The sequence below is a fragment of the Paenibacillus sp. FSL H8-0280 genome, from assembly GCF_045040665.1.
GTDB classification, from domain to species: Bacteria; Bacillota; Bacilli; order Paenibacillales; family Paenibacillaceae; genus Paenibacillus; species Paenibacillus xylanexedens_A.
Window position 1 is genome coordinate 5373714 of record NZ_CP150296.1, and the last position, 21439, is coordinate 5395152.

Below are 21439 nucleotides of genomic sequence, written 5' to 3' on the forward strand. Positions count from 1 at the left end.
AATCTGGCGAAGGGCAACCCTTTTCTTTTGCTGGTTGGTGTGATCAGTCCGTTTAGTTCCGCTCTGGCAGTATCTCTTTTTCAATTAACAACGATTCATCTCTGGATTGTTCTAACGTTGCTGCCACCTGCGTCATATGTTGACCGTAACGTTCCAGCAGTACATCCAGCGGCATGGCAATCATCTTGGGTACCAATTGTTCTGTACGCTGTTTCAAACGTTTGGTTCCTGCCGGATGGATCACACTTAACAGCAGTTTCAGGTATACTTTGGATGCAGCACTGAACGGTCCTGGGGGCAATTCTTGTATGGTAAATCCAAATTTTTCTGGGCCTCTGTTAATCATGCTCACACCGTATATCGCCTTGGCAGAGCGTAACTCAGGTTCGAGTGCCACCATGCGTGCCAGATCCGGCAATTGCTGTTCCATGGTCCGAATCATGCGAATAGCCAAATGCATACTGGAACGTGATGTCACTCCAAGTTCAAACAACTTCTGATTGTCAAAATGCAGTTCTATCACCGGATCTCCATTTTGAATAACATGGCCGTCATTCATCTCCACCCGTGCTCCGTGATATACACGTGATCTGAAGTGCAGCATCGGGTCCTCTGGCGAAGCCGTCCGTAAATGATATACCCAGTGGAACAACTTCTCCCAGCCCAGCCATAGGGCAACAACGATTCGTTTCCATAGTTTCAATGGTGTCTGTAATTGCGATTTGTTCTGAGATTCGCTCACTGTGATACCTCCCATCAACGTATCAACGCGTACGCTTTGCAGGCCTAGCCGTTCAGCTTCCTGTAGTACGACTTCCAGCGCCTGAAGCATCTGCTCCGGCGCGTGTGCATCAGCACCAAGGGTCGTTCCTCGATCATGCAGCAGCATGACCTCTCCACCTCTCAGTTCCTTCAGCATCCGTTCGGTCAATCTTTGGGCACCTACTCGGCTTCTCCAGTCTTCAAACATGGAGGACCACAGTACAATCTTTCGTTCTTTCTTGCTGAAAAAATCAAACAAATTCATAATCCCCCACGGTGGACGATAATAACAAGTCTTCACGCCGGTTACTTCATGAATAATCTGACCTGTTCGCTGAATCTGATCTCGAACGGTACGTGGCCGCATGAGCCAGTTCGTCTTGTGAATATAATTATGAATGCCAATAAGATGACCTTCCTCATGTATGCGCTGTATGAGTTCAGGATGACTCGCTGCATGTTCTCCAACGACAAAAAATGTGGCTTTTGCCTGATGCTGACGAAGCAGATCGAGCAGTCTTGGCGTATAATGTGGATCTGGCCCATCGTCAAACGTTAATGCAAATTGTGTATCACTTCTTCCCCGTCGAAATACACGAAAACCAAAAAGCCTGCTGATTAAACTTGGAATAAAGGCGTAAAAAGATGAAAGATACAATAACCACAGTAAAATACTATGAAGTATCGTTGTCATGTTGCAAGCTCCCCACTTCTCCTGCTGAATTACGGTGCACTATGGGCACTATCTAAAATAAACCGCCTTTAATTTTATCATAGTTCAGACTTTTCTTGAATCCTGTTTTCCCAAAAAGATAGCTATCGTGTACAATAAATACAATCTAATTATTGCCATCAAAGGAGCCATGTCCATGCTACCGCTTTACAAAAAATACGGGCGAACTGTCTTTGACATCGCATTGCTCGTATTAACCGTGTATGTGATCATGTACAGTTTCAGTCAATTATACCATGTGGCTGCACCGGTCTTTCTATCATTCATTGTGTATTGGATGATTGAACCGCTGGCCAAATTTTTACATCGCAAAGGATTGCCCAAGACACTTGGAGCCGCCATCTCCGTCTTGTTGTTTCTTGCATTGATTGTCGCTGCCTTTTTTGGGGTAGGCTTGATTATCATTTCACAAATTTCCAATCTTCAAGATAATTTTCCCGTATACATTGAAATGATACAACGTGAATTCACTAATCTGGTGTTATTCATTCAGGACAAGTCAGACGCTCTCCCTGATGGAGTTATGGAAAAAGCGAATGATTATTTTGCAACACTGACCGGGTTCCTGTCCAAATGGGTAACTAGCGGAGCGCAATTCGTCGTAGGTTTCCTCAGTTCATTCTCTTCGTTTATTACGAACTTCGGAATTGCGATTATTCTGGCATTTTTTCTCAGTATCGAGATTGAATCCTGGCGCAAGTTCGCCCGTGCGAAAACGCCCAAAACATTAAAGTTAGCTATTGAATTCATGCGTAATCACGTGTTCAAAACAATCCGCTCGTATCTGAAGGCACAGATGATCATGATGCTCATTACGTTTGTATTGATTTATGCAGGTTTGTTAATTTTGGGAACCTCTAATGCCTTTACCATTGCAGCAGTCTGTGCGGTTTTTGATCTGGTACCATTGCTTGGCGTCCCTGTTGTGTTTATTCCATGGATCGTCTACTTATTCATTATTGGAAATAGTAGCCTGGCGATTGGCCTGATTGTGATTCTGGCAGTGACGATGCTGACAAGACAATTGCTGGAACCGAAAATATCGGGTAACTCGATTGGTGTATCTTCGGCGTACTTGATGCTTTCGTTTATGCTGATCTCCCTTTCGATCTTTGGCCTGGCTGGTGTAGTGTTATCTCCAGTGCTTCTGATCCTTCTGAAAGAACTGTTACAACAAGGATACCTGCAAAAGTGGATTCACCTGCCAAAAGATGAATTTGAATCCTCTCCATTGGTCATGGACCCACCCGTTAATAAGGCCTCAGCGAATTCTGCCGAGTCTACTGTACACCGTCCCATTCCTGCGAAGGATCATGAGGACTCCGCCAAATAGTCCATCACCTTCCTGAAGAGAGCCGTCGCCTGATGTTGGCTGTCAGGAGAGACATTTTGAACAAGAACAGCTACAGCATATTGGGGTTGTTCTACCGGTCCATAACCAATGAACCATTGATTGTTGCGCTTCTCTCCATGTTTCTGTACTTGAGCTGTACCTGATTTCCCTGCAACATGCCACCGTGCACGCTGCAGGGATTTTCCTGTTCCCACACGGACTACCTTATTCATCCAGGATAACAGTTTATGCGCTGTTGCGGGAGCAATCTGTCCTGATGCTGAAGGTGAATCATGCAAGGGCATCTCCAGCATGGTGCCACCATCCGCATATCGAATGCGCTTAACGAGACGTGGGGCACTAACCTTTCCATCATGTAACAGTGTAACGATCAGATTGGCAGCTTGCAGCGGTGTGACCAAGACATCGCGCTGGCCGATTGCTGTCTGTATTTTCGCACCTTCATCAGCAGAAGAAACAGCCTCTGTTCTCACACGCCCGTGATCCTCATGATCAAAGTGTCGTAACACAGGCATTCCTGCCATCTGCTTCCCCTCCCAGCCAATCGGACGCGCGAGTCCCAGACGATCAGCCGTGTTCTCCAGTTGTTCCATACTAAGCCTGCGCGCCGTTTCAGCGAATACGATGTTACAAGACTCAGCGAATCCTTGCTCCAGATTTAGGTCTCCATGCCCGTGCTCCTTCCAGCAAGACAGCCCATATCTTCCGTACTCACCACCACAATGGAATTCTTCTCCATTAGAAACCGCATGATACTCCAAAGCAGCAGCCGCAGTGACAATTTTGAAAATGGAACCCGGTACAGCTCCCTGTACTGCACGATTCCCCCAGGACGATTCTTTAGGGTCCACATGTTGTGGCTGATAGAAAGGACGGGAGATCATGGCACGAACATCTGCGTTAGCGGCATCAAGCACAACAACGGCCCCCTCTTCTAATTTAGATTCTTCTGTCAGCTGCTCCAATCCACGCTGTAAGTCAGCATCCACCGTGGTTTCCACACGTAAAGGATAATGACTATTGGCTGGTGCGATGACGTGCGGCTGTATCTCAGGGATAATCTCTCCACCGCCCGAGACCATACGTGATACCAGCGTAGGGCCAATTCCCCTTAACAGCGGTTCAAGTGTCCTCTCCAGTCCAGCTGCTCCTGCTTTCATGGCAAATGGCTGTTTCACTTCATCCTGATGCCCAGTTAGAACTTTGGAGGACTCAGGCTGTTCAGCCAGATATCCCATCCACTGCATTCCTGTATGCCCCTGAAGATACCTTGTCATCATCGGATAGATGCCAGCTCCTTGCAGGTGCAAACTACGTAGGTGCTCCACCTGGGCAGCGGTCAAATGAACAGGCTGATGTGTACCTGCTGTCCAGAAATGAGGTATACTTTCCTGATTCCATTCCTTCTTCAATTGATCCGGATCGGTATGTAATATAGCTGCCAACTGTATCATCTCGGAGCCTTCTAATGCCCCATACTTGCGTAATGTCTCTAATGGACTTGCCTGTGGAAAAAGAACCAGTCCCCATTGCAGCTTACCGGTCAACGCCTCACCCTTGTAATCCGTAAATTGTCCCCGCCCCGGGTCAAGCATCACCCCGCGTTCACGCTGCAATACAGACATTTCACGTACCGTTCGGTGAAATCCAGGCATCGTCTGATTCACCTGAACGATCTGGACCCATCCCAATCGTAATATAAGCAATCCAAAGACAAGAGTTAGAAGAATACAAGTTATATAGATTCGCCGTTTCGCAAGGAGATGCATCCCAATCTCACCTTTTGTCGTTTTGACATATTATTGCTGATATGGCTTGGAATTATCCGGTAAACAAAAAGAAAACCTGTCCCATGTGCGGGACAGGTTCTCCTCATTGCAATCTTGGCTTGTTACACCGTAAAGCGTGACAAGGTTTCTTTCAGTTCAGTAGACACATTCTCCAGTTTGCCAGACAGATTGACCAGCTGGTTACTGATATTTTGCTGTTCACTGCTCAAGGAAGCTACTTCTTGGGACGTTGCAGAAGATTCTTCAGCTACAGCGCTGACATTGCTCATGGCTTCAGACAACGTACCTTGAGATTTGTTCAAATCTCCAATAGAACCTGTCACCATGCCCAGACGTTCCACAAAGGCACCCATCTGTTCCTGTACGGAAGCAAAGATGACGTTGGTATCTTTAACCGCATCCATCTGTTCCTTGAATAACGGATAAGCTGCCGACAAAGCATCAACGGTCTCATTCATTTCAGTCATGATTTTGTCTGTAATCTCTCCAACCATCTCAATGGATTGTCTGGATTGAGCCGCGAGCTGACGAACCTCATCAGCCACCACCATGAATCCGCGTCCGGCTGCACCGGCACGTGCTGCTTCAATGGTTGCATTCAGGGAAAGGATATTTGTCTGTTTCGTTATGTTTTGCAGCACTTCAAGCACTTTCAGAACAGAAGACGTACTCTCTTTCAGCGAATCAACCTTATTCACCAGTGCACCAATCATTTCTTCTGTCTTCTGAGTTTTGGTCATCAACTGATTCAGATGTTGTGTTCCTGTCTGACTGGACTTCTCTACATGACGAGCAGAATCACCCATCTGTTCATTAGCAGCGATTACACTCTGCATCTGACGAGAGATATTGTCAGTTAATTCATTGCCACGTTCCGCTTCGGTTGCCAAACTGCCTGCACCGCCTGCGATCTCTTCTGTAGCTACTGCGATCTCCGAAGCAGATACAGCCGTTTTCTTGGATGCACTGCTCAGCTCAGAGGCCGTATCCAATACTTCCTGTGCAGAACGATTGGTTTGTTCAACCAGCTTAGTAATCTGCTCCATCATCAGATTGAAGGCAGTCGAGAGCTGACCAATTTCATCCTGGGAGCTATATGGTGTACGAACTTTAAGATTACCTTTCGCACCTTCCTGCATCAGGTCTTTCAATTTGCCGAGTGGACGAGCGATCATACGCACCATCCAGATCCCGATCAATACTGCAATCCCCGCATCAATCAGCGCCATCCACAGGGTCAGAGTCAGAATGCCTTTTGCGTCCTGAACCAAAACAGAGGTAGGTATCATACCAACCAGTTTCCAATTGGATGTATCCATCGTACTGTATACAGCCAGCATTTCCGTAGATTTGCCATCTACCGTATAATCCGTATTCGTACTACCTGCTGGTTCCGTCAACTCTTTGACAAATGCAAGCTCTGTTTCTTGTCCTGTACGATCCGAGATGGAGGATGCAACCACTTTATTATCCGGAGCAATTAGTTGAAGAATAGCTCCTGGCCCCAGATCAAGCGATTTCAATTGTTCCTCCAAAACTTCCAGTTTCAGTTCAATAACCAGAACATACGACTGAGTAGTCCCCTGCAAGTTTTTCATGGAACGTGCAATTTTAAACGTTGGCGTTGAGCCATCTTCCTTGACCTCTGTTGGAAGCCAGCGATAACCGCCCGCCTCAATTAACTCACTGTACCATGCTTCCTGGCGAATGCTGCCCATGGATGAACTGTTGCTGCCGGTACCCATAATGGACTTTGTATCGTCCGTAGGTACCAAATAAATCGCTTCCATAGATTTATTTGTAAATGCAACATTGGACAGTTGCTTGTTGATTGAACTTGAGTTCACGAATGTATCATACGCAGTCAAATTCGTATCTGACATTTTTTGTAGCAAGGACTGCATTTCCGGATCAAAGAAAATCTGTGTGGATGTATCCACAAATCTCTCCAAAATAATGTCCATTTTTTGTTTGGTCTGATCAATGGTCTCCTGATTGGCACGCGAAGCATTTTTCTCTATCGTACCCTTGGCTTTTGAATAGGATAATAGACCTAAACTCACTACAAAAATCATGATCCCCGCAAAAAAGATCAAGAACAGTTTAACCCCTACGGATTTGACCGGATTTGCCTTCCTAATTTGTTTGAAAGAAGACCCTCCAAGGTTTTTCCAATCCCGGTTTTTTAATTGTTTTTTTACCCAATCGGTCTTGATCCAGCCCAGCTTCAATTTACTACGGTCAAACTTAAGTAATTTTTTCCCATTCCCTGTAATTTTACTTTTACCTACTTTTTCTTTCTTCACTTTCTGAACCTGCTCAGGGTTAACCTGCTCGGATTTTATCACTTGCTCCCCACTGTCTTTCTGCTTCTTTTGAACCATTCCCATTCACCTGCCAGTTATTTACTTGTTGGATTTTTCTTTCTCTCCCCTATAAATATGTAGTATTCGACAGCTTTCTTCGTTCCCCTTTCACTTTCCAGAAATATTTTACAACTTTATTCCTATTTTTCTATAAAAAAAAGACCCCCATCTGCCGATAAACGGAGGTCCCCATGTAAATTTCATAACACTATGTTGTTAAATCATAATACAATATTGACACATTGTAGGTATTTGAGCCTACTTCTTTTTTCTCATCATATCGAAGTACGAAACCGGTTGATCTACCTTCATTTTAATCAGTTGCAACGGGTGACGAGCAGCATCTAGAACATTGCCTTCTTCATCCTGTATTTCACCGACCACCTGTTTGAAAAAGTGACCTCCCGGACCGAAAAATTCGATTTCCTGTCCTGGTTTGAAGTGATTGCGCTGTTGAATGGTTGCCATTCCTGTTTCAGCATCATACCCCATGACCAAGCCAGCGAAGTCAAAAGGTACGGCCTTTTCTTCCGGTTCATAGATATGATCTTCATGGTCTGGTGTGTCATAGAAAAATCCGGTATTTAGCGGACGATTCGCCGCTTTGTTCATTTCTTCAACCCATTCAGGTTTCAGAACATAATTTTCCGGGTCTGCCATATAGGAGTCAATAGCTTGACGGTATACGTTAACCACAGTTGCCACATAGTGGATCGATTTCATACGTCCTTCAATCTTGAAACTGTCCACGCCCACATCAATCAACTCGGGAATATGGCCAATCATGCACAGATCCTTAGATCCCATGGAGAATGAATTATCCTGTTCCTGGAACAGAGGAAGCTGATTCTCACCCAGTTTGAATGGCGCAGGTGCCTTCATCTGTATGTCCTCTTCGCTGACCCACACCGTATCTTCTCTCGCATCCTCGAACAGATCATACTTCCAGCGACAAGACTGGCAACAGCCACCCCGGTTGGAGTCGCGATCCGTAAAGTGATTGGAGAGCACACAACGTCCGGAATACGAGGAACACATCGCCCCGTGAATAAAGGCTTCAATTTCGATATCCACATTGGCCTTGATCTCTTCAATCTCTTCAAAGCTGGTCTCACGTCCGAGAACAACACGTGGGAGTCCTTCATCTTTCCAGAACTTCACGGCTTGCCAGTTGAGTGTGGATTGTTGAGTACTTAGATGTACCTCAAGGCCTGGCACAGCACGAAGGGCTACTTCAATAATAGCCGGATCAGCTACGATGATCGCAGAGATTCCCGCATTATAGAGGTTTTGCAGGTATGTTTCGATACCCTCAACATCCTCATTATGTGCATAGATGTTCGTCGCTACGAACACTTTGGCTCCATACTTTTTGGCAAACTCCACACCTTCACGCATCTCTTCAAAACTAAAGTTATCCGCGTTGGAACGCAGTCCATAGGCCTGTCCACCGATATATACGGCATCTGCACCATAATGGATCGCAAATTTCAGTTTTTCCAGATTACCCGCCGGAGCTAGCAGCTCCGGTTTGTCCAGACGGTTACGTTTCCCCGAGAACTTCCGCTGTACCGCCACTGTTTCCATTCTGTTCACCTCGTCTATTAATACACTTGTTCTTTATAGAAAAATCCAAACGACAATTCACGTTCAGGGTCCTGTAACTTCCGCACCTCAGCGAGCCACTCTTCAGAGAACGCATATGCATCAGCATCGGCTACATAACTGTCAATCGCTGTCCGATATGCACGTACAACAGCTTCATTGTAGGTAAGTGATTTTAACATACCTTCAATTTTGAAACTGTGCACACCCGCCTCCATCAACAGATGAAGGTCTTCGAGGATACATATATCCTCAGAGCTCATAATGTGTGTACCGTTAATGTCCTCATAGATCGGGAATTTCTCATCCCGGCGTTCAGCCTCGATCAGGAAAAATCCCCGTTCTTTGCCTAGATGTCCCTCAACCGGCCGCCCTTGATGAGCCATATAACTTTGTACCAGACTGCGCTTGGAATGATAAATATTCGTCATGCCATGCACCTGAACCTGAGCTTCCACCTTCAAAAAAGGAACCATTTCCGTCAACTCGTCCATATTCAGCTCACGGGCAAGTACAACGCGACTCGCTCCCTTGGTTCCCCAATAGTTGGCCGTCGCATAGTTCGTTGAAGTCATCTCTGCGTTCCAGTGCAGCTTCACATGTGGTGCGTATTCCTTCATGGTAGCCAGCACGGATGGATCATTAAACTCCACACCATCAATACCGATTCTGCCAAGTGCTTGAACATATTCAGGCAATTCTTTCAACAGTTCGTTGGACATCAGATTAGTCATGGATACATACACACGCGCCTGATGTTTGGCTGCAATGGCAACCACCTCTGCTGTCTCTTCCACGCTAAAGCTGCCTGGAAGACGCATGCCGAATCGATCATCTCCAATGACCAGAGCATCTGCTCCCGCCTGGAGCAGCACTTCTGCCTCTTTCACATTCGCTGCTGTAACGAGCAGTTCATGTTTCTTACTCATATAATCCCCTCCGCTTATTGCGCAGCCTTACTTTTGGCTATATTTTGCTGGTGTTCCTTATACGTTTTGGCAAATAGATGTCCAGACGAGCCATCCTTTTTAGTCACATAGAACAGATACTCCGAAGCTTCCGGATTTAGCGCTGCTTCAATGGACGGAAGACTTGGACTGGCAATTGGACCTGGTGGCAAGCCTTTATTCAGATACGTATTATACGGACTTTTCACCTTAAGATCTTTGTAAAACAATCGTTCCTTTGGCCTATCGAGCAGATATTGCACGGTAGCATCAATCTCCAGCTTCATATCCTGATTGATCCGATTGTAGATTACACCTGCAACCAGAGCACGTTCCTCGTCCACCACAACTTCTTTCTCCACAAGTGAAGCAATCGTCAGCAGTTCATGCAGGGAAAGGTTCTTTTCCTGAAGCTTGGCTTCCAAATCAGGAATGGAATTGATCTTGGTCTGGAATTCTTCCAGCATCCGCTGCATCACATCATGCGTGGAACTTCCCTTTTTCAGTTCATACGTCTCCGGGAACAGATACCCTTCCAATACGTAGCGAAGTTCTTCATCCACTGGAATATCTTTGATAATATCTACATCGAAGGCCGAAGGATCATTGGCCAGCTTGATGAATTCATCCCGATCTACAACATGCTCATAAGAAAGCTTACCCGCCATTTGCAGAACGTTATAACCCTCCGGAATCGTAAATTTCACCATTTCTTCCGGTACAACTTCGCCACTACTCAGCTTGCTAACAATCTCATCATATGTCACGCCAGGATTCATAGAATATGTACCCGCCATGAAATTAGAACCTAGTTTCTTCCACTTTAAATACCCTTTGAAGGTTAACCCACTTCGGATGAGGCCTTCTTCTTGAAGCTGATCCGCGATTTTCGAAGTTCCCGATCCGCTCTTAATCTCGAATACGACCGGTTCTGTAGAAGCTTCCACAGGACGCATCATACTCCATACGTAACCGCCAGCGCCTCCGGCAAGAACTACAATGATAAGCAGTATGACTACTATTGCTTTCCCTTTCAAAAAAGAAACAACTCCTTTACACAACCAAAAAGAGCGGACTTCTCCGCCCTCCCGGTTTTTTCAATTTGAAGCTGATTAATCTTCGTCAATGGGGAGTGTACACTCATCATACAGCTCCGAGATGTTCTCCCACTCATCATCATCGTCGATCGTAACTAACTCTGGTATGATCTGGTCTTCACTTCCAGGTGATACCCGCAGAAGTTCAACCTCGTCATAAGGTCGCAACGAACTGCGGAGCACCGCGTACTGTTGACCGTTCACTTCGAACTCAGCCAACAAGTCATACGGTTGTGATTTACCGTTCTCTTCCTCGAGCTCAACATGAGCACCGAATGCCAGACGCAGTGAATCTGTCCATTTCAGGTCTTTGCGGCTATATTCCGTCATTTAGTTCGCTTCCTCTTCATCTTCAGCAAGAAATGTATTAAACGTCTCCTCGACGATATCCCATTCGGCATCATCTTGGATGACGAAAAGTTTAATATCGTCGCCCTCTTCTTCATAACGGAATGCATATACATCCGTTTCGCCATCTTCAGGTTCAACCGGAGCAACCATCATGTACTTGGCCTCCGAACCATCTACTTCAAACTTCATGATGACTTCAAATTCCTCTTCATTACCCTCGTCATCCGCAATGTAAATAATTTCCGCTTCTTCTTCCATACCCAGTTGATCTTCAGCCATTGTTGATCCCCCTCACCTTCTACTATTGGCATCCAAATAATTTTGCAAAATCAAGCTTGCGGCCATTTTGTCCACAACCTGCTTGCGTTTTTTCCGACTGACATCCGCTTCGATCAGCGTACGTTCTGCTGCCATGGTTGTCAGCCGTTCATCCCAAAGGTGAACAGGTAAATTCAGTTCATCCCGCAGGCGTTCGGCAAAAGCAATGCAGATCTCACCGCGCGGTCCTACGGTGCCGTTCATGTTTTTGGGAAGTCCGACTACGATCTCACTAATCTCATGCTCACGCACAAGTTCGGCAATCCGAGCGAACTCGCCTTCATCACGGCGGCGTTCTAGCACTTCCAATCCCTGGGCAGTCCAACCGAAGGCGTCACTCGCGGCAACTCCGATTCTTCGGTCCCCATAGTCCAAACCTAATATTTTCATCCATGCTCTCCCATCCTGGGGCCTGCTCAGGTCGATTACAAATAATCGCCTTCTCAAGCTTCAGGCTGTCTTCTGTCGGTTCATTTCCCGCTGCCTGCAAGGCTGCAACACAGCGGAAGCGGCGTACATTACCGGTGATTGGCCAGATAGGAACGTACAAGCTCTTCAATCAGCTCATCGCGCTCCTTTTTACGGACCAGACTACGTGCGTTGTTGTGACGAGGAATGTATGCCGGGTCTCCAGAAATCAGATACCCAACAATCTGGTTGATCGGATTATACTCCTTATCGACCAATGCATCATATACCGTGAGAAGAATCTCTTTGGATGATGCTTCCTGTTCGTCACCTTTCACATTAAATTTAACCGTCTTATCCATGGAGTCCATTGATGACACCTCGCTCCTGCATGAACATGGGGACCATGTCCTGCCGAATTGATTTCTGTTTATATAATAACATATTCTGACTGCCACAAGTAAACAAAGGATAAGGCAATTGTGTTTTTTGCTTGTCCTTTACTGGCTTCAGCATATTGCATCATTCGATTCCACACGCTCTCGGGTACAAAAAACAAACGAACAGAACCATTTCGATTTATTTTTTGACGATTGAAAGCCACTCAATGGATTTATGCATTATGCCCGCTAACCAGCGAAACCGCCAGTTTCAGCGCTTCATCCAGCTTGGTCGCATCCTTACCTCCGGCTTGCGCCATATCTGGACGTCCACCGCCACCGCCGCCGCATACTGCTGCGACTTCTTTGACGATTTTGCCTGCGTGTAATCCTTGTTTTACTTGTTCAGCAGGTACTGCTACAACAAAATTCACTTTGCCGTCCGCTGGAGCACCCAATACGAGTACCGCGTTAGGCAATTTCACTTTCAACTCATCTGCCACTGTACGCAGCGCATCCATGTTCGGAGCATCTACGCGTGCTGCCAGCAATTGTGTATTTCCTGCTTGTACCACTTGATCGGTCAATTGGCCAGCTTCCATAGCACTCAGCTTGCTTTGCAGGGATTCAGTCTCTCTAGCTGCTTCTTTCAGTTGTTGGTTCAGACCTTCAATCCGTTTAGGTACATCAGCCACATTTGCTTTGAGCAGTGCTGCTGATTGTTTAAGCAGTTCCAACTGGCTTTCCACATACAGATATGCGCCGCGGCCAGTTACAGCTTCGATCCGGCGTACGCCGGAGCCAATTCCGCTCTCGCTCACCAGTTTGAAGATTCCGATCTCTGAAGTATTATTTACGTGACAGCCGCCACAAAGTTCCAAACTGTAGTCTCCAACTTGAACGACACGTACAATATCTCCATATTTTTCACCAAACAGGGCCATCGCACCCATTTCTTTGGCTTCATCAATAGCTTTCAGCTCAATGTTCACGTTCAGACGATTCCAGATCTGTTCATTCACCTGACGTTCAATCTCTGTCAACTCTTCCGGCGTAATACTACCGAAGTGAGAGAAGTCAAACCGCAGACGTTGTGGCTCTACGAGCGATCCTGCCTGGTTTACGTGTGTGCCGAGCACATCTTTGAGTGCCTTGTGCAGCAAGTGGGTAGCCGTATGGTTTTTGATAATGTCGCCACGTTTCGCTGAGTCTACTTCGGCGTTAGTCACATCACCTACACGCAGTTCACCAGACTCCACAGTCACCAGATGTACATGTTGTCCAAGTGGAGCTTTGAACAAACCTTGTACTTTTGCTGATACACGAGCACCTCGCAGCAAGCCCTGATCACTCACTTGACCGCCACTTTCCGCGTAGAACGGAGTCTTGTCCAGAACAACCTGACACGTCTGTCCTTCGCCTACAGATTCAACAAGGGCGTCACCAGCTACGATGGCTACCACTTTTGCTTCCGTCAACAGGTCAGTATAACCAACAAACTCGCTTTTAACCTCCAGGTCAGCAAGTGGTCCGCCTTGGACTTTCATGCTCTCGTTCTCTTGACGTCCAGCACGTCCAAGCTCACGTTGTTTCTGCATGGAAGCATCAAAACCTTCACGGTCCACAGTCAGACCATGCTCTGCTGCATAATCTTCTGTCAGGTCAAACGGGAAACCGTACGTATCATACAGTTTGAAAGCTTCAGGTCCGCTAATAACGGTGCGTCCTTCGGATTTGGCTGTGCCGCTGATATCAGCCAGAATAGCCAGACCATCTGTGAGTGTTTCGTGGAAACGCTCTTCCTCGGTTTTGATTACTTTGGCGATGAACTCCTGTTTGTCTACTACCTCAGGGTAGTACATGCCCATCACTTCACCAACGGTTGTAGTCAGTTCATACAGGAATGGACGGTCGAGTCCAAGCACTTTTCCATAACGAACTGCACGGCGAAGCAAGCGACGGATGACATATCCACGTCCTTCATTACTTGGCAGAACGCCATCACCTACTGCAAAAGCAACCGTACGGATATGATCGGCAATGACTTTCAGTGCAACATCAATCTCTACGCTGTCGTTATATTTCACACCTGCAAGAGCGGCTGTTCTTTGAATCATCGGTTGGAACAGGTCTGTGTCAAAGTTGGAATCCACATTTTGCAGAATGGAAGCAAAACGCTCCAAACCTGCACCTGTATCAATGTTTTTGTTAGGAAGCGGTGTGTAGCTACCATCTTTGTTATGGTTGAACTGGGAGAATACCAGGTTCCATACTTCCAGGTAACGTTCGTTTTCCCCACCTGGATACATTTCAGGATCACTCATGTCGTTTCCGTAAGCTTCGCCGCGGTCATAGAAGATCTCGGTACAAGGTCCACATGGGCCTTCGCCGATATCCCAGAAGTTTTCATCCAATTTAATGATACGCTCAGCAGGCAGTCCTACTTTTTCGTTCCACAGTTTGAAAGCTTCTTCATCTTCCGGATATACCGTTACGGAAAGACGTTCCGGATCGAATCCGATCCACTCTTTGCTGGTCAAGAATTCCCAAGCCCATGTTACGGTCTCTTCCTTGAAGTAATCTCCAATAGAGAAGTTGCCAAGCATTTCGAAGAACGTATGGTGACGACGCGTTTTACCAACATTCTCGATATCATTGGTACGGATACATTTTTGGGAGTTCGCTAGACGCGGGTTCTCCGGCTTCTCACGTCCGTCAAAATATGGTTTGAGCGGTGCCATACCCGCATTGATCCACAGAAGAGAAGGATCGTTGTGAGGTACGAGCGATGCGCTCGGCTCGATTTTGTGACCTTTACTTGCAAAAAACTCTATCCATTTGGACCGGATTTCACTGGCTTTCATACTGGATGCCCCCATTAAATTATAATAGTCCGTTGCGTATTCGCTCCGGTTGGTCAACATTGTTTTTGTAAAAATAAACACAAAAAACGCCCCTGAATAATCAGGGACGATGTTATCGCGGTACCACCCTGGTTATTGCTGTTCATCCCTTGCTGCACGGACAAACAAACAATCTCCTCGTTCATGCGAAATAACGGTCGCGCCCGGCAGGGTTGTCCTGCACTCCGAAATTAGCTTTCCGCCGCTTCATCTTTCAAGACTCTTCCAGCCATCAGCTCAGGCTCACCCTGATCTGAAGAAGTCTATTCTCTGAGGAAAGGAACCCTCGGCGTACTTTATTTCATCATCGATTTCATGTTCTCAACATACACACTCATTATATCGGTAGCACAAGCGGGTGTCAACGCGGCCTCGTTGATGTTTTAACCCTGTTATTTAGTCGGTCCTTCGTTTGATGTAATAGGCGAAAAAGTGTTGCACAATCACCTTCAGCACAGCAAAAACAGGTACTGCCAGAATTAAACCTACAATGCCTGCCAGTTCACCTCCGACGAGCAGTGCAAATATAATCGACAGTGGATGCAGATGCAACGTACGTCCCACCACCTGAGGAGAAATAACGTTACTCTCCAACACCTGGCACAGTGTGTTCACAATGACAACAAGTAGTACCATTTTAAACGATACGGTTGATGCCATGACCACAGCAGGAGCAGCTCCAAGGAACGGCCCCAAGTAGGGCACAATGTTAAACACAGCTACAATGCTTGCAAGTAGCAGGGCATACGGCATATCAATGATGATATAACCAATGTAGGCAAAGATACCAACAATGACACAGACAATAAACTGTCCCCGAATGTAGTTCCCCAGTGCAGTATCAATCTCTTTCATCACCGAGACAATCGCTTTACGACGTGAACGCGGAAGATACGCCACAATGGTACGCTCGAATACCTCAAAGTCTTTTAACATATAAAAGATCAGAAATGGCACGATAAACACATTGAATAACACATTAATGGTCGCCCCGATATTGTCCATGAGCACAGTAATTCCCTGAGTTAGTCGATCCTCCATCTGAAAAAACCAGCTGTTCATGCCTGTTCGCACACTTGGCGGCATTAATTTGTGATCCATATTGTTCATCAGGCTCTGGGCACGCATGGATAGTTCCGGCATATGCTCGTTGAGTTCCCCCAGCTGTTCAATCAATACCGGAATCACATTCATCAGAATGACACCAATGCAGGTCAGGAAAAAGGCATATATGAGGAGTACCGCAATCGTACGCGGCACCTTGCGCCCTCCCAGCATGCTGACAATCGGATTAAGTACATAGGATATGATAAGGGCTACGATAAAGGGTGCCAGCACTGTTTTCAGGAAAGCATATATATGAAGCAGTAATGGCCGTAGCAGCCAGATAAAATATAGAATAATCAATCCGAGCAGCAGCCAGATCGCGTAACGGAACAGCTTGTTTTTGGTTAATTGCTCCACTTTGCATCTCTCCTTTTGGACTGGCTCTGAGAGTCAGTATATGTAGGAAAGGTAATATTTATTAACAAAGCGCAGAAGTGGAAGGAGCAATCCGAACTTTTTTTCTTAAACCAAAAAACGCCTCCTTCATCAGAGAAGGAAGCGCATTTTGCAGTATAGGTTAGCATATAATCATACATACACCAGCCGAACCACTATGTAACCGCATCTATATACATCTGCCAACAATTAACGACAGCCTCCCATGACAGACATTGTCATGAAACCGCATATAGAGGAAGTTATTCTGCTTATTAAGAAGAAGCGTGAAGATGAGGGAAGTCTTGTGGCAGCTCGTCCCCGAAAAACAAATCATCCAGGGAGCTCAGCGTACCGTCTTCTTCCACCTGATATACAGACATTTTCTCACCGTTCACCGTTAATTCGATAAAGCATCCCCAGCAATAAAACTGGTGGGAACCAATTTTCCCGATATCTTTGGAACTACAGTTTGGACATTTCATATTCATTCACCTATCCATTAACAGAATGAATGGCATTTTCCAAGCGTTGTTCACTCAGAGACGGCACCATAATGGCACTTTCCCCGATGGACATATCGCTTGTACATGGCAGCCATTTGCGGCCCTCGATCAGATCGGACACAAAACCGTCCGTAATTTCAATCCCTATTATTGTATTTCCCAACTCTTGGTCAAAATAAACATCGGAGACACGCCCGAGCAGCAAACCTTCTTCGGTGAGCACGGACATCTCCTTCAATTTAGACCGACCGAGGAGGTACGTGTATTTTATGTCGTCGGCTCCCGTCTTGCGGACAGCCTGTTGATTACGGATCATGACGGCATCTTCGCCGTAGGCAACGATATCTTGCCACTGCACGATTTTGACATGATTGGTAAACAGACCTTTATTCTCAAGCTCAATGCCTTCGATCTCCCAATCATCATTCACAATGAAATCCTGGATTTTACCGACCTGCTTCCCGTCCTCAACATCAAAAACGGCAAGTCCGATCATTTCCTGAAGCTTCATCGCTGGGTCCCCCTCATCTTCTTATCATTAAATAGGCGCGGCGCTATTGCTAGGTATGCCCAAAGTTGATGAGTGGCAATCAGACGCCGATCATCAAAACCGCTTCTATCCAACCGATGAAATGGAACTTCTTCCCTCCTTCTGTTCCATGTGTAAAGTTCCCCTTAGGGTCTATTACGCAGACGTCCAAGAATGGTTCCAATTTTTTCGGCGGTTATCATGATTTCTTCCGTAGTATTACCCAATCCCCAGCTAAATCGAATCGCAGAGTGTAAAAATGTTTCAGGTAATTTCATCGCTTTCAGCACATGAGAGACTTCAAGTGACCCGGAAGTGCAGGCAGAACCGCTTGCAACAGCAATCCCTTCCATATCCAGATTCATTAACATTGTCTCTGTGGACACTTCCGGAAAGCTGATATTCAGAATGTTTGGCAGCGTATGCTCCAGATGTCCATTCACGTGAAAGTGCTCCGTACCCACATGAATTTCAAGCTGTTCCAACAAAAGTTTACGCAATTCCAAATCATGCTGACGATGCACCTCCGTTTGAGCTGATGCAATCTTGAGAGCCTCTGCAAATCCGGTAATACCTGCGATATTTTCCGTACCAGCGCGCCGCTGACGCTCTTGCAATCCACCGTGAGCTCTTGCTTCCAGCACAATTCCTCGTCGTACATAGAGTGCACCTACGCCCTGAGGTCCATTGATTTTATGCGCTGAGAAGCTGATCAGATCCACAGGCAGTTCCTTACAGGAAATATTCTGGCTACCCAGAGCCTGAACCGCATCGGTATGGAACAGAATATTATGCTTACGTGCAAGCTCACCCACCTCGCGAATAGGCTGAATCGTGCCTACTTCATTGTTGGCATACATCATGGTGATTAATACCGTATCCGGTCGAATGGCCTCTTTCAACTCATCCAGATTAATTCGTCCATAACGATCAACAGATAGATAGGTTACTTCATAACCTTGCCGCTCCAATTCCTGACACGTATGCAAAACAGCATGGTGCTCAATTGCGGTCGTGATGACGTGTTTCCCCTTATCCTGCCTTGTTGAGACTGCTCCGAAAATGGCCAGATTATCACTCTCCGTGCCACCTCCGGTAAATACCAATTCGTCCGGGAAACAGCCCAAAGACGCCGCAATGACATCCCTTGCTCCGCTGACAGTCCGTTTGGCCTCACGCCCAAAGGCATGGATACTTGATGCATTGCCAAATTGTCCTGTCATGACGTTCATCATCGCTTCTGCGACTTGTGGATGCATAGGTGTCGATGCGGCGTGATCCAAATAAATTCGTTTCATTTATCTTCACCCCGTTATATGTTAAATTTCTATCTCATGGCAAACTGTCAAAATTAGAAATTGAAACGGATGCTCTATTGTCACATCTTCGTGTATAATGTTATATATCCATTTCAAAAAGGAGAGAGAGACATGAGTGATCCCATTCTCGGGCAGATTCTGAATCAGCTTCAACAAATGGACAAACGATTCGACAGCATTGATGGACATCTTGGAAAAATAGACCACCGGCTTGATGCTATGGAAGAGAGGCTCGGTGCCGTAGAGAGCAGACTGGACACTGTCGATGACAGACTGAATACCATGGAAAGCAGATTGGACACCATAGAGGAACAAACTAACAACATTCCGCTTCTTCAACAAGCTGTTCTGGAAACATTGACTATTACGAAACGTCTTGACGCTTCCCACTCTGCCTCTGAACGCAAAGTAACTACCGAATTAAATACCCATCAGCACAGCATTGATATTTTGAATCGCCGTCAGTTACGCATGGAAGCTGATATAGAAACCTTAAAAAGTCGCTGATTTACAAGTGATCCAGTTAAGTTCACACTTGACCATCTTGTAAATCCCGCGGCTGAATACATAGCCCTGCTCAATTAAAATGATCTGTAGAAATTGAAGAACAGAACAGAGTACCCATTGGCATGTCTAAAGCCCCCAAGTTGGGGGCTTTATTGTGTCTTGTGTGATGCGAATTAATGATCTTAAATGTAGAACATGTAGCTGTCTTTTTTGTCCTGATCCTGGAAGGTAATCAGGTCTTTCAGTGTTGTGGAATCCAACACTTCCGCAATGCCGTCACGAATACGCAACCACAGATCACGCTTCGCTGGATCATCTTCCTCCGTGAAATCTACTGGAGAGATTGGCCCTTCCAGTACACGGATTACATCGCCTGCAGTCACAGTTGCAGGATCACCCGCAAGGATATAACCGCCGTAAGCACCTCTAATACTTTTCACCAGTCCTGCATTACGTAGTGGAGCAATCAGTTGCTCCAGGTAATGCTCCGAAAGCTGGTTGCGCTCGGCAATGCTTTTAAGTGATGTAGGGCCTTCGCCTGTTCTGGCAGCAAGCTCCATCATGATTGTGAGGCCGTAACGGCCTTTTGTCGATATTTTCAAAGGAGTCACCTCTTTCAATTTTCAGAAACGATTGGAAACTTTATATTTAATCCTATGGTCCATGACCGTATGTTTCACGATCTGTCCACAGCGGAGATGCATTGAGATTAGCATAAACCTTCTAATCCTCCGTATTCCGATCATAACCCTCAGCTAATGTTAACATATCTGCATGCTTTATGGAAAAGAAAGATTGACGATATTCCAAAATGTGCGTCTGTGGTGGACACTATCTAAAATTGGCCGGGTGTATCGTATCTTGAGTCCGGTTATGCTAGAATAAGAAACGAAACACATTTATATATAGAAATGGTGATAACGATGTCCAAAACAATTGAAAATACACGGGTCGTCGTTGGCATGTCCGGAGGTGTCGATTCTTCCGTTACCGCACTGCTGCTGAAAGAGCAAGGTTACGATGTCATCGGCATTTTCATGAAAAACTGGGATGACACCGACGAGTTCGGCCACTGTACCGCTGAAGAAGATTCAGAGGATGTACGCCGCGTATGTGAACAGATCGGCATTCCTTACTACACTGTCAACTTCGAGAAAGAGTATTTTGATAAAGTATTTACCTATTTCCTTGATGAATATAAGTCGGGCCGCACGCCAAATCCGGATGTCATGTGTAATCGTGAGATCAAATTTGGTGAATTCCTGAACAAAGCTCTGGATCTCGGCGCAGATTATGTAGCTACAGGACACTATGCTCGCCTGATTGAAGAAGATGGCACACTCAAGTTGCTTCGTGGTGTGGACAACAATAAGGATCAAACGTATTTCCTTAACGCACTCAATCAGAACCAGCTGTCTAAAGCCATGTTCCCGATTGGTCATCTGCCCAAACCGGAAGTACGCAAAATCGCAGAAGCGGCTGGTTTGTATACTGCCAAGAAAAAAGACAGCACAGGTGTCTGCTTCATTGGTGAGCGTAATTTCAAAGAGTTCCTGAGTAACTATCTGCCTGCCAAAGGCGGAGACATGGTTGATATCGCAACCGGTGAAGTCAAAGGTCGCCACGACGGTCTGATGTACTACACACTTGGACAGCGCCAAGGTCTTGGCATTGGTGGTTCCGGCAATGGTGAACCCTGGTTTGTTGCAGACAAGAACCTGGAGAAGAATCAACTGCTTGTTGTTCAGGGCGATGCCCATGCAAGCCTATACTCCACAGGTCTAACCGCAACGGGTGTGAACTGGATTGCTGGTGCAGAGCACATGCCTAATGTGCCATACCGTTGTACTGCCAAATTCCGCTATCGTCAGCCGGATCAAGGTGTAACATTGACCTGGCAAGAAGATGGAAGTGTGGATGTACAATTTGACCAGCAACAAAAAGCCATTACGCCAGGACAAGCCGTTGTTTTCTACGACGGAGAGGTCTGCCTGGGTGGGGGTACGATCGATCAGGTGCAAAAAATACCTGTACCCGCAATGCAATAATAGAGCTTGTCCATTAAAATGCAGATTATACACA

The 21439-nt window shown here is 46.1% G+C and carries 19 protein-coding genes; 3 read left to right on the forward strand and 16 right to left on the reverse strand.

Features of this window, described 5'->3' with window-relative positions; all coding sequences use genetic code 11:
• Positions 1-52: 52 nt before the first annotated feature.
• The gene (locus MHI12_RS23375) at positions 53-1456 is read right to left on the reverse strand and encodes a polysaccharide deacetylase family protein (protein WP_405170482.1); all 1404 of its coding nucleotides are present in this window, start codon (positions 1454-1456) and stop codon (positions 53-55) included.
• A gap of 175 nt (positions 1457-1631) precedes the next feature.
• On the opposite strand from MHI12_RS23375, the gene MHI12_RS23380 reads away from it, so the two are divergent.
• Positions 1632-2828, forward strand: coding sequence for an AI-2E family transporter (locus MHI12_RS23380; protein WP_405170483.1), 1197 nt, complete (start codon positions 1632-1634; stop codon positions 2826-2828).
• Here MHI12_RS23380 and MHI12_RS23385 read toward each other — a convergent pair.
• The 14 genes from MHI12_RS23385 to MHI12_RS23450 form a co-directional block, all read right to left on the reverse strand.
• Positions 2807-4504, reverse strand: coding sequence for a peptidoglycan D,D-transpeptidase FtsI family protein (locus tag MHI12_RS23385; protein WP_405170484.1), 1698 nt, complete (start codon positions 4502-4504; stop codon positions 2807-2809). The two genes, MHI12_RS23380 and MHI12_RS23385, sit on opposite strands and share 22 nt — an antisense overlap.
• Before the next feature lie 236 nt (positions 4505-4740).
• Positions 4741-7029: a methyl-accepting chemotaxis protein gene (locus tag MHI12_RS23390; RefSeq protein ID WP_405170485.1), complete on the reverse strand. Its 2289-nt coding sequence runs from the start codon at positions 7027-7029 to the stop codon at positions 4741-4743.
• Positions 7030-7263: 234 nt separating this feature from the next.
• Positions 7264-8592, reverse strand: coding sequence for a U32 family peptidase (locus MHI12_RS23395; protein ID WP_405170486.1), 1329 nt, complete (start codon positions 8590-8592; stop codon positions 7264-7266).
• 17 nt (positions 8593-8609) lie between these two features.
• A complete protein-coding gene (locus MHI12_RS23400; protein WP_405170487.1) occupies positions 8610-9539 on the reverse strand; it encodes a peptidase U32 family protein in 930 nt (309 codons plus the stop codon).
• A gap of 14 nt (positions 9540-9553) precedes the next feature.
• Positions 9554-10594, reverse strand: coding sequence for an endolytic transglycosylase MltG (gene mltG / locus MHI12_RS23405; RefSeq protein ID WP_340913424.1), 1041 nt, complete (start codon positions 10592-10594; stop codon positions 9554-9556).
• 75 nt (positions 10595-10669) lie between these two features.
• A complete protein-coding gene (locus MHI12_RS23410) occupies positions 10670-10984 on the reverse strand; it encodes a DUF1292 domain-containing protein (RefSeq protein WP_339284013.1) in 315 nt (104 codons plus the stop codon).
• Positions 10985-11284 carry a DUF1292 domain-containing protein gene (locus MHI12_RS23415; RefSeq protein ID WP_017686820.1) on the reverse strand — a complete coding sequence of 100 codons (300 nt, stop codon included), beginning with the start codon at positions 11282-11284 and terminating at the stop codon, positions 10985-10987.
• A 12-nt stretch (positions 11285-11296) separates the two neighbouring features.
• Entirely contained in the window at positions 11297-11713 is a 417-nt protein-coding gene (gene ruvX / locus MHI12_RS23420) for a Holliday junction resolvase RuvX (RefSeq protein WP_062835871.1), read from the reverse strand.
• Between the two features lie 128 nt (positions 11714-11841).
• Positions 11842-12102: an IreB family regulatory phosphoprotein gene (locus MHI12_RS23425; protein ID WP_036616950.1), complete on the reverse strand. Its 261-nt coding sequence runs from the start codon at positions 12100-12102 to the stop codon at positions 11842-11844.
• Positions 12103-12344: 242 nt separating this feature from the next.
• Positions 12345-14975, reverse strand: a complete 2631-nt coding sequence (gene alaS, locus MHI12_RS23430) for an alanine--tRNA ligase (RefSeq protein ID WP_405170488.1) — start codon at positions 14973-14975, stop codon at positions 12345-12347.
• Positions 14976-15410: 435 nt separating this feature from the next.
• Positions 15411-16478, reverse strand: a complete 1068-nt coding sequence (locus tag MHI12_RS23435; protein WP_405170489.1) for an AI-2E family transporter — start codon at positions 16476-16478, stop codon at positions 15411-15413.
• A gap of 293 nt (positions 16479-16771) precedes the next feature.
• Complete coding sequence (locus tag MHI12_RS23440; protein WP_017686815.1) at positions 16772-16981, reverse strand: hypothetical protein; 210 nt, start codon at positions 16979-16981, stop codon at positions 16772-16774.
• 10 nt (positions 16982-16991) lie between these two features.
• On the reverse strand, positions 16992-17513 hold the full coding sequence (locus tag MHI12_RS23445) for a PRC-barrel domain-containing protein (protein WP_017686814.1): 522 nt from the start codon (positions 17511-17513) through the stop codon (positions 16992-16994).
• A gap of 164 nt (positions 17514-17677) precedes the next feature.
• Entirely contained in the window at positions 17678-18829 is a 1152-nt protein-coding gene (locus tag MHI12_RS23450; protein ID WP_405170490.1) for a cysteine desulfurase family protein, read from the reverse strand.
• Between the two features lie 132 nt (positions 18830-18961).
• On the opposite strand from MHI12_RS23450, the gene MHI12_RS23455 reads away from it, so the two are divergent.
• Positions 18962-19357, forward strand: a complete 396-nt coding sequence (locus MHI12_RS23455; protein WP_405170491.1) for a hypothetical protein — start codon at positions 18962-18964, stop codon at positions 19355-19357.
• Positions 19358-19539: 182 nt separating this feature from the next.
• On the opposite strand, the gene cymR is transcribed toward MHI12_RS23455, so the two are convergent.
• On the reverse strand, positions 19540-19959 hold the full coding sequence (gene cymR, locus MHI12_RS23460) for a cysteine metabolism transcriptional regulator CymR (protein WP_076212458.1): 420 nt from the start codon (positions 19957-19959) through the stop codon (positions 19540-19542).
• A 321-nt stretch (positions 19960-20280) separates the two neighbouring features.
• On the opposite strand from cymR, the gene mnmA reads away from it, so the two are divergent.
• A complete protein-coding gene (gene mnmA / locus MHI12_RS23465; protein WP_405170492.1) occupies positions 20281-21405 on the forward strand; it encodes a tRNA 2-thiouridine(34) synthase MnmA in 1125 nt (374 codons plus the stop codon).
• Positions 21406-21439: the final 34 nt, after the last annotated feature.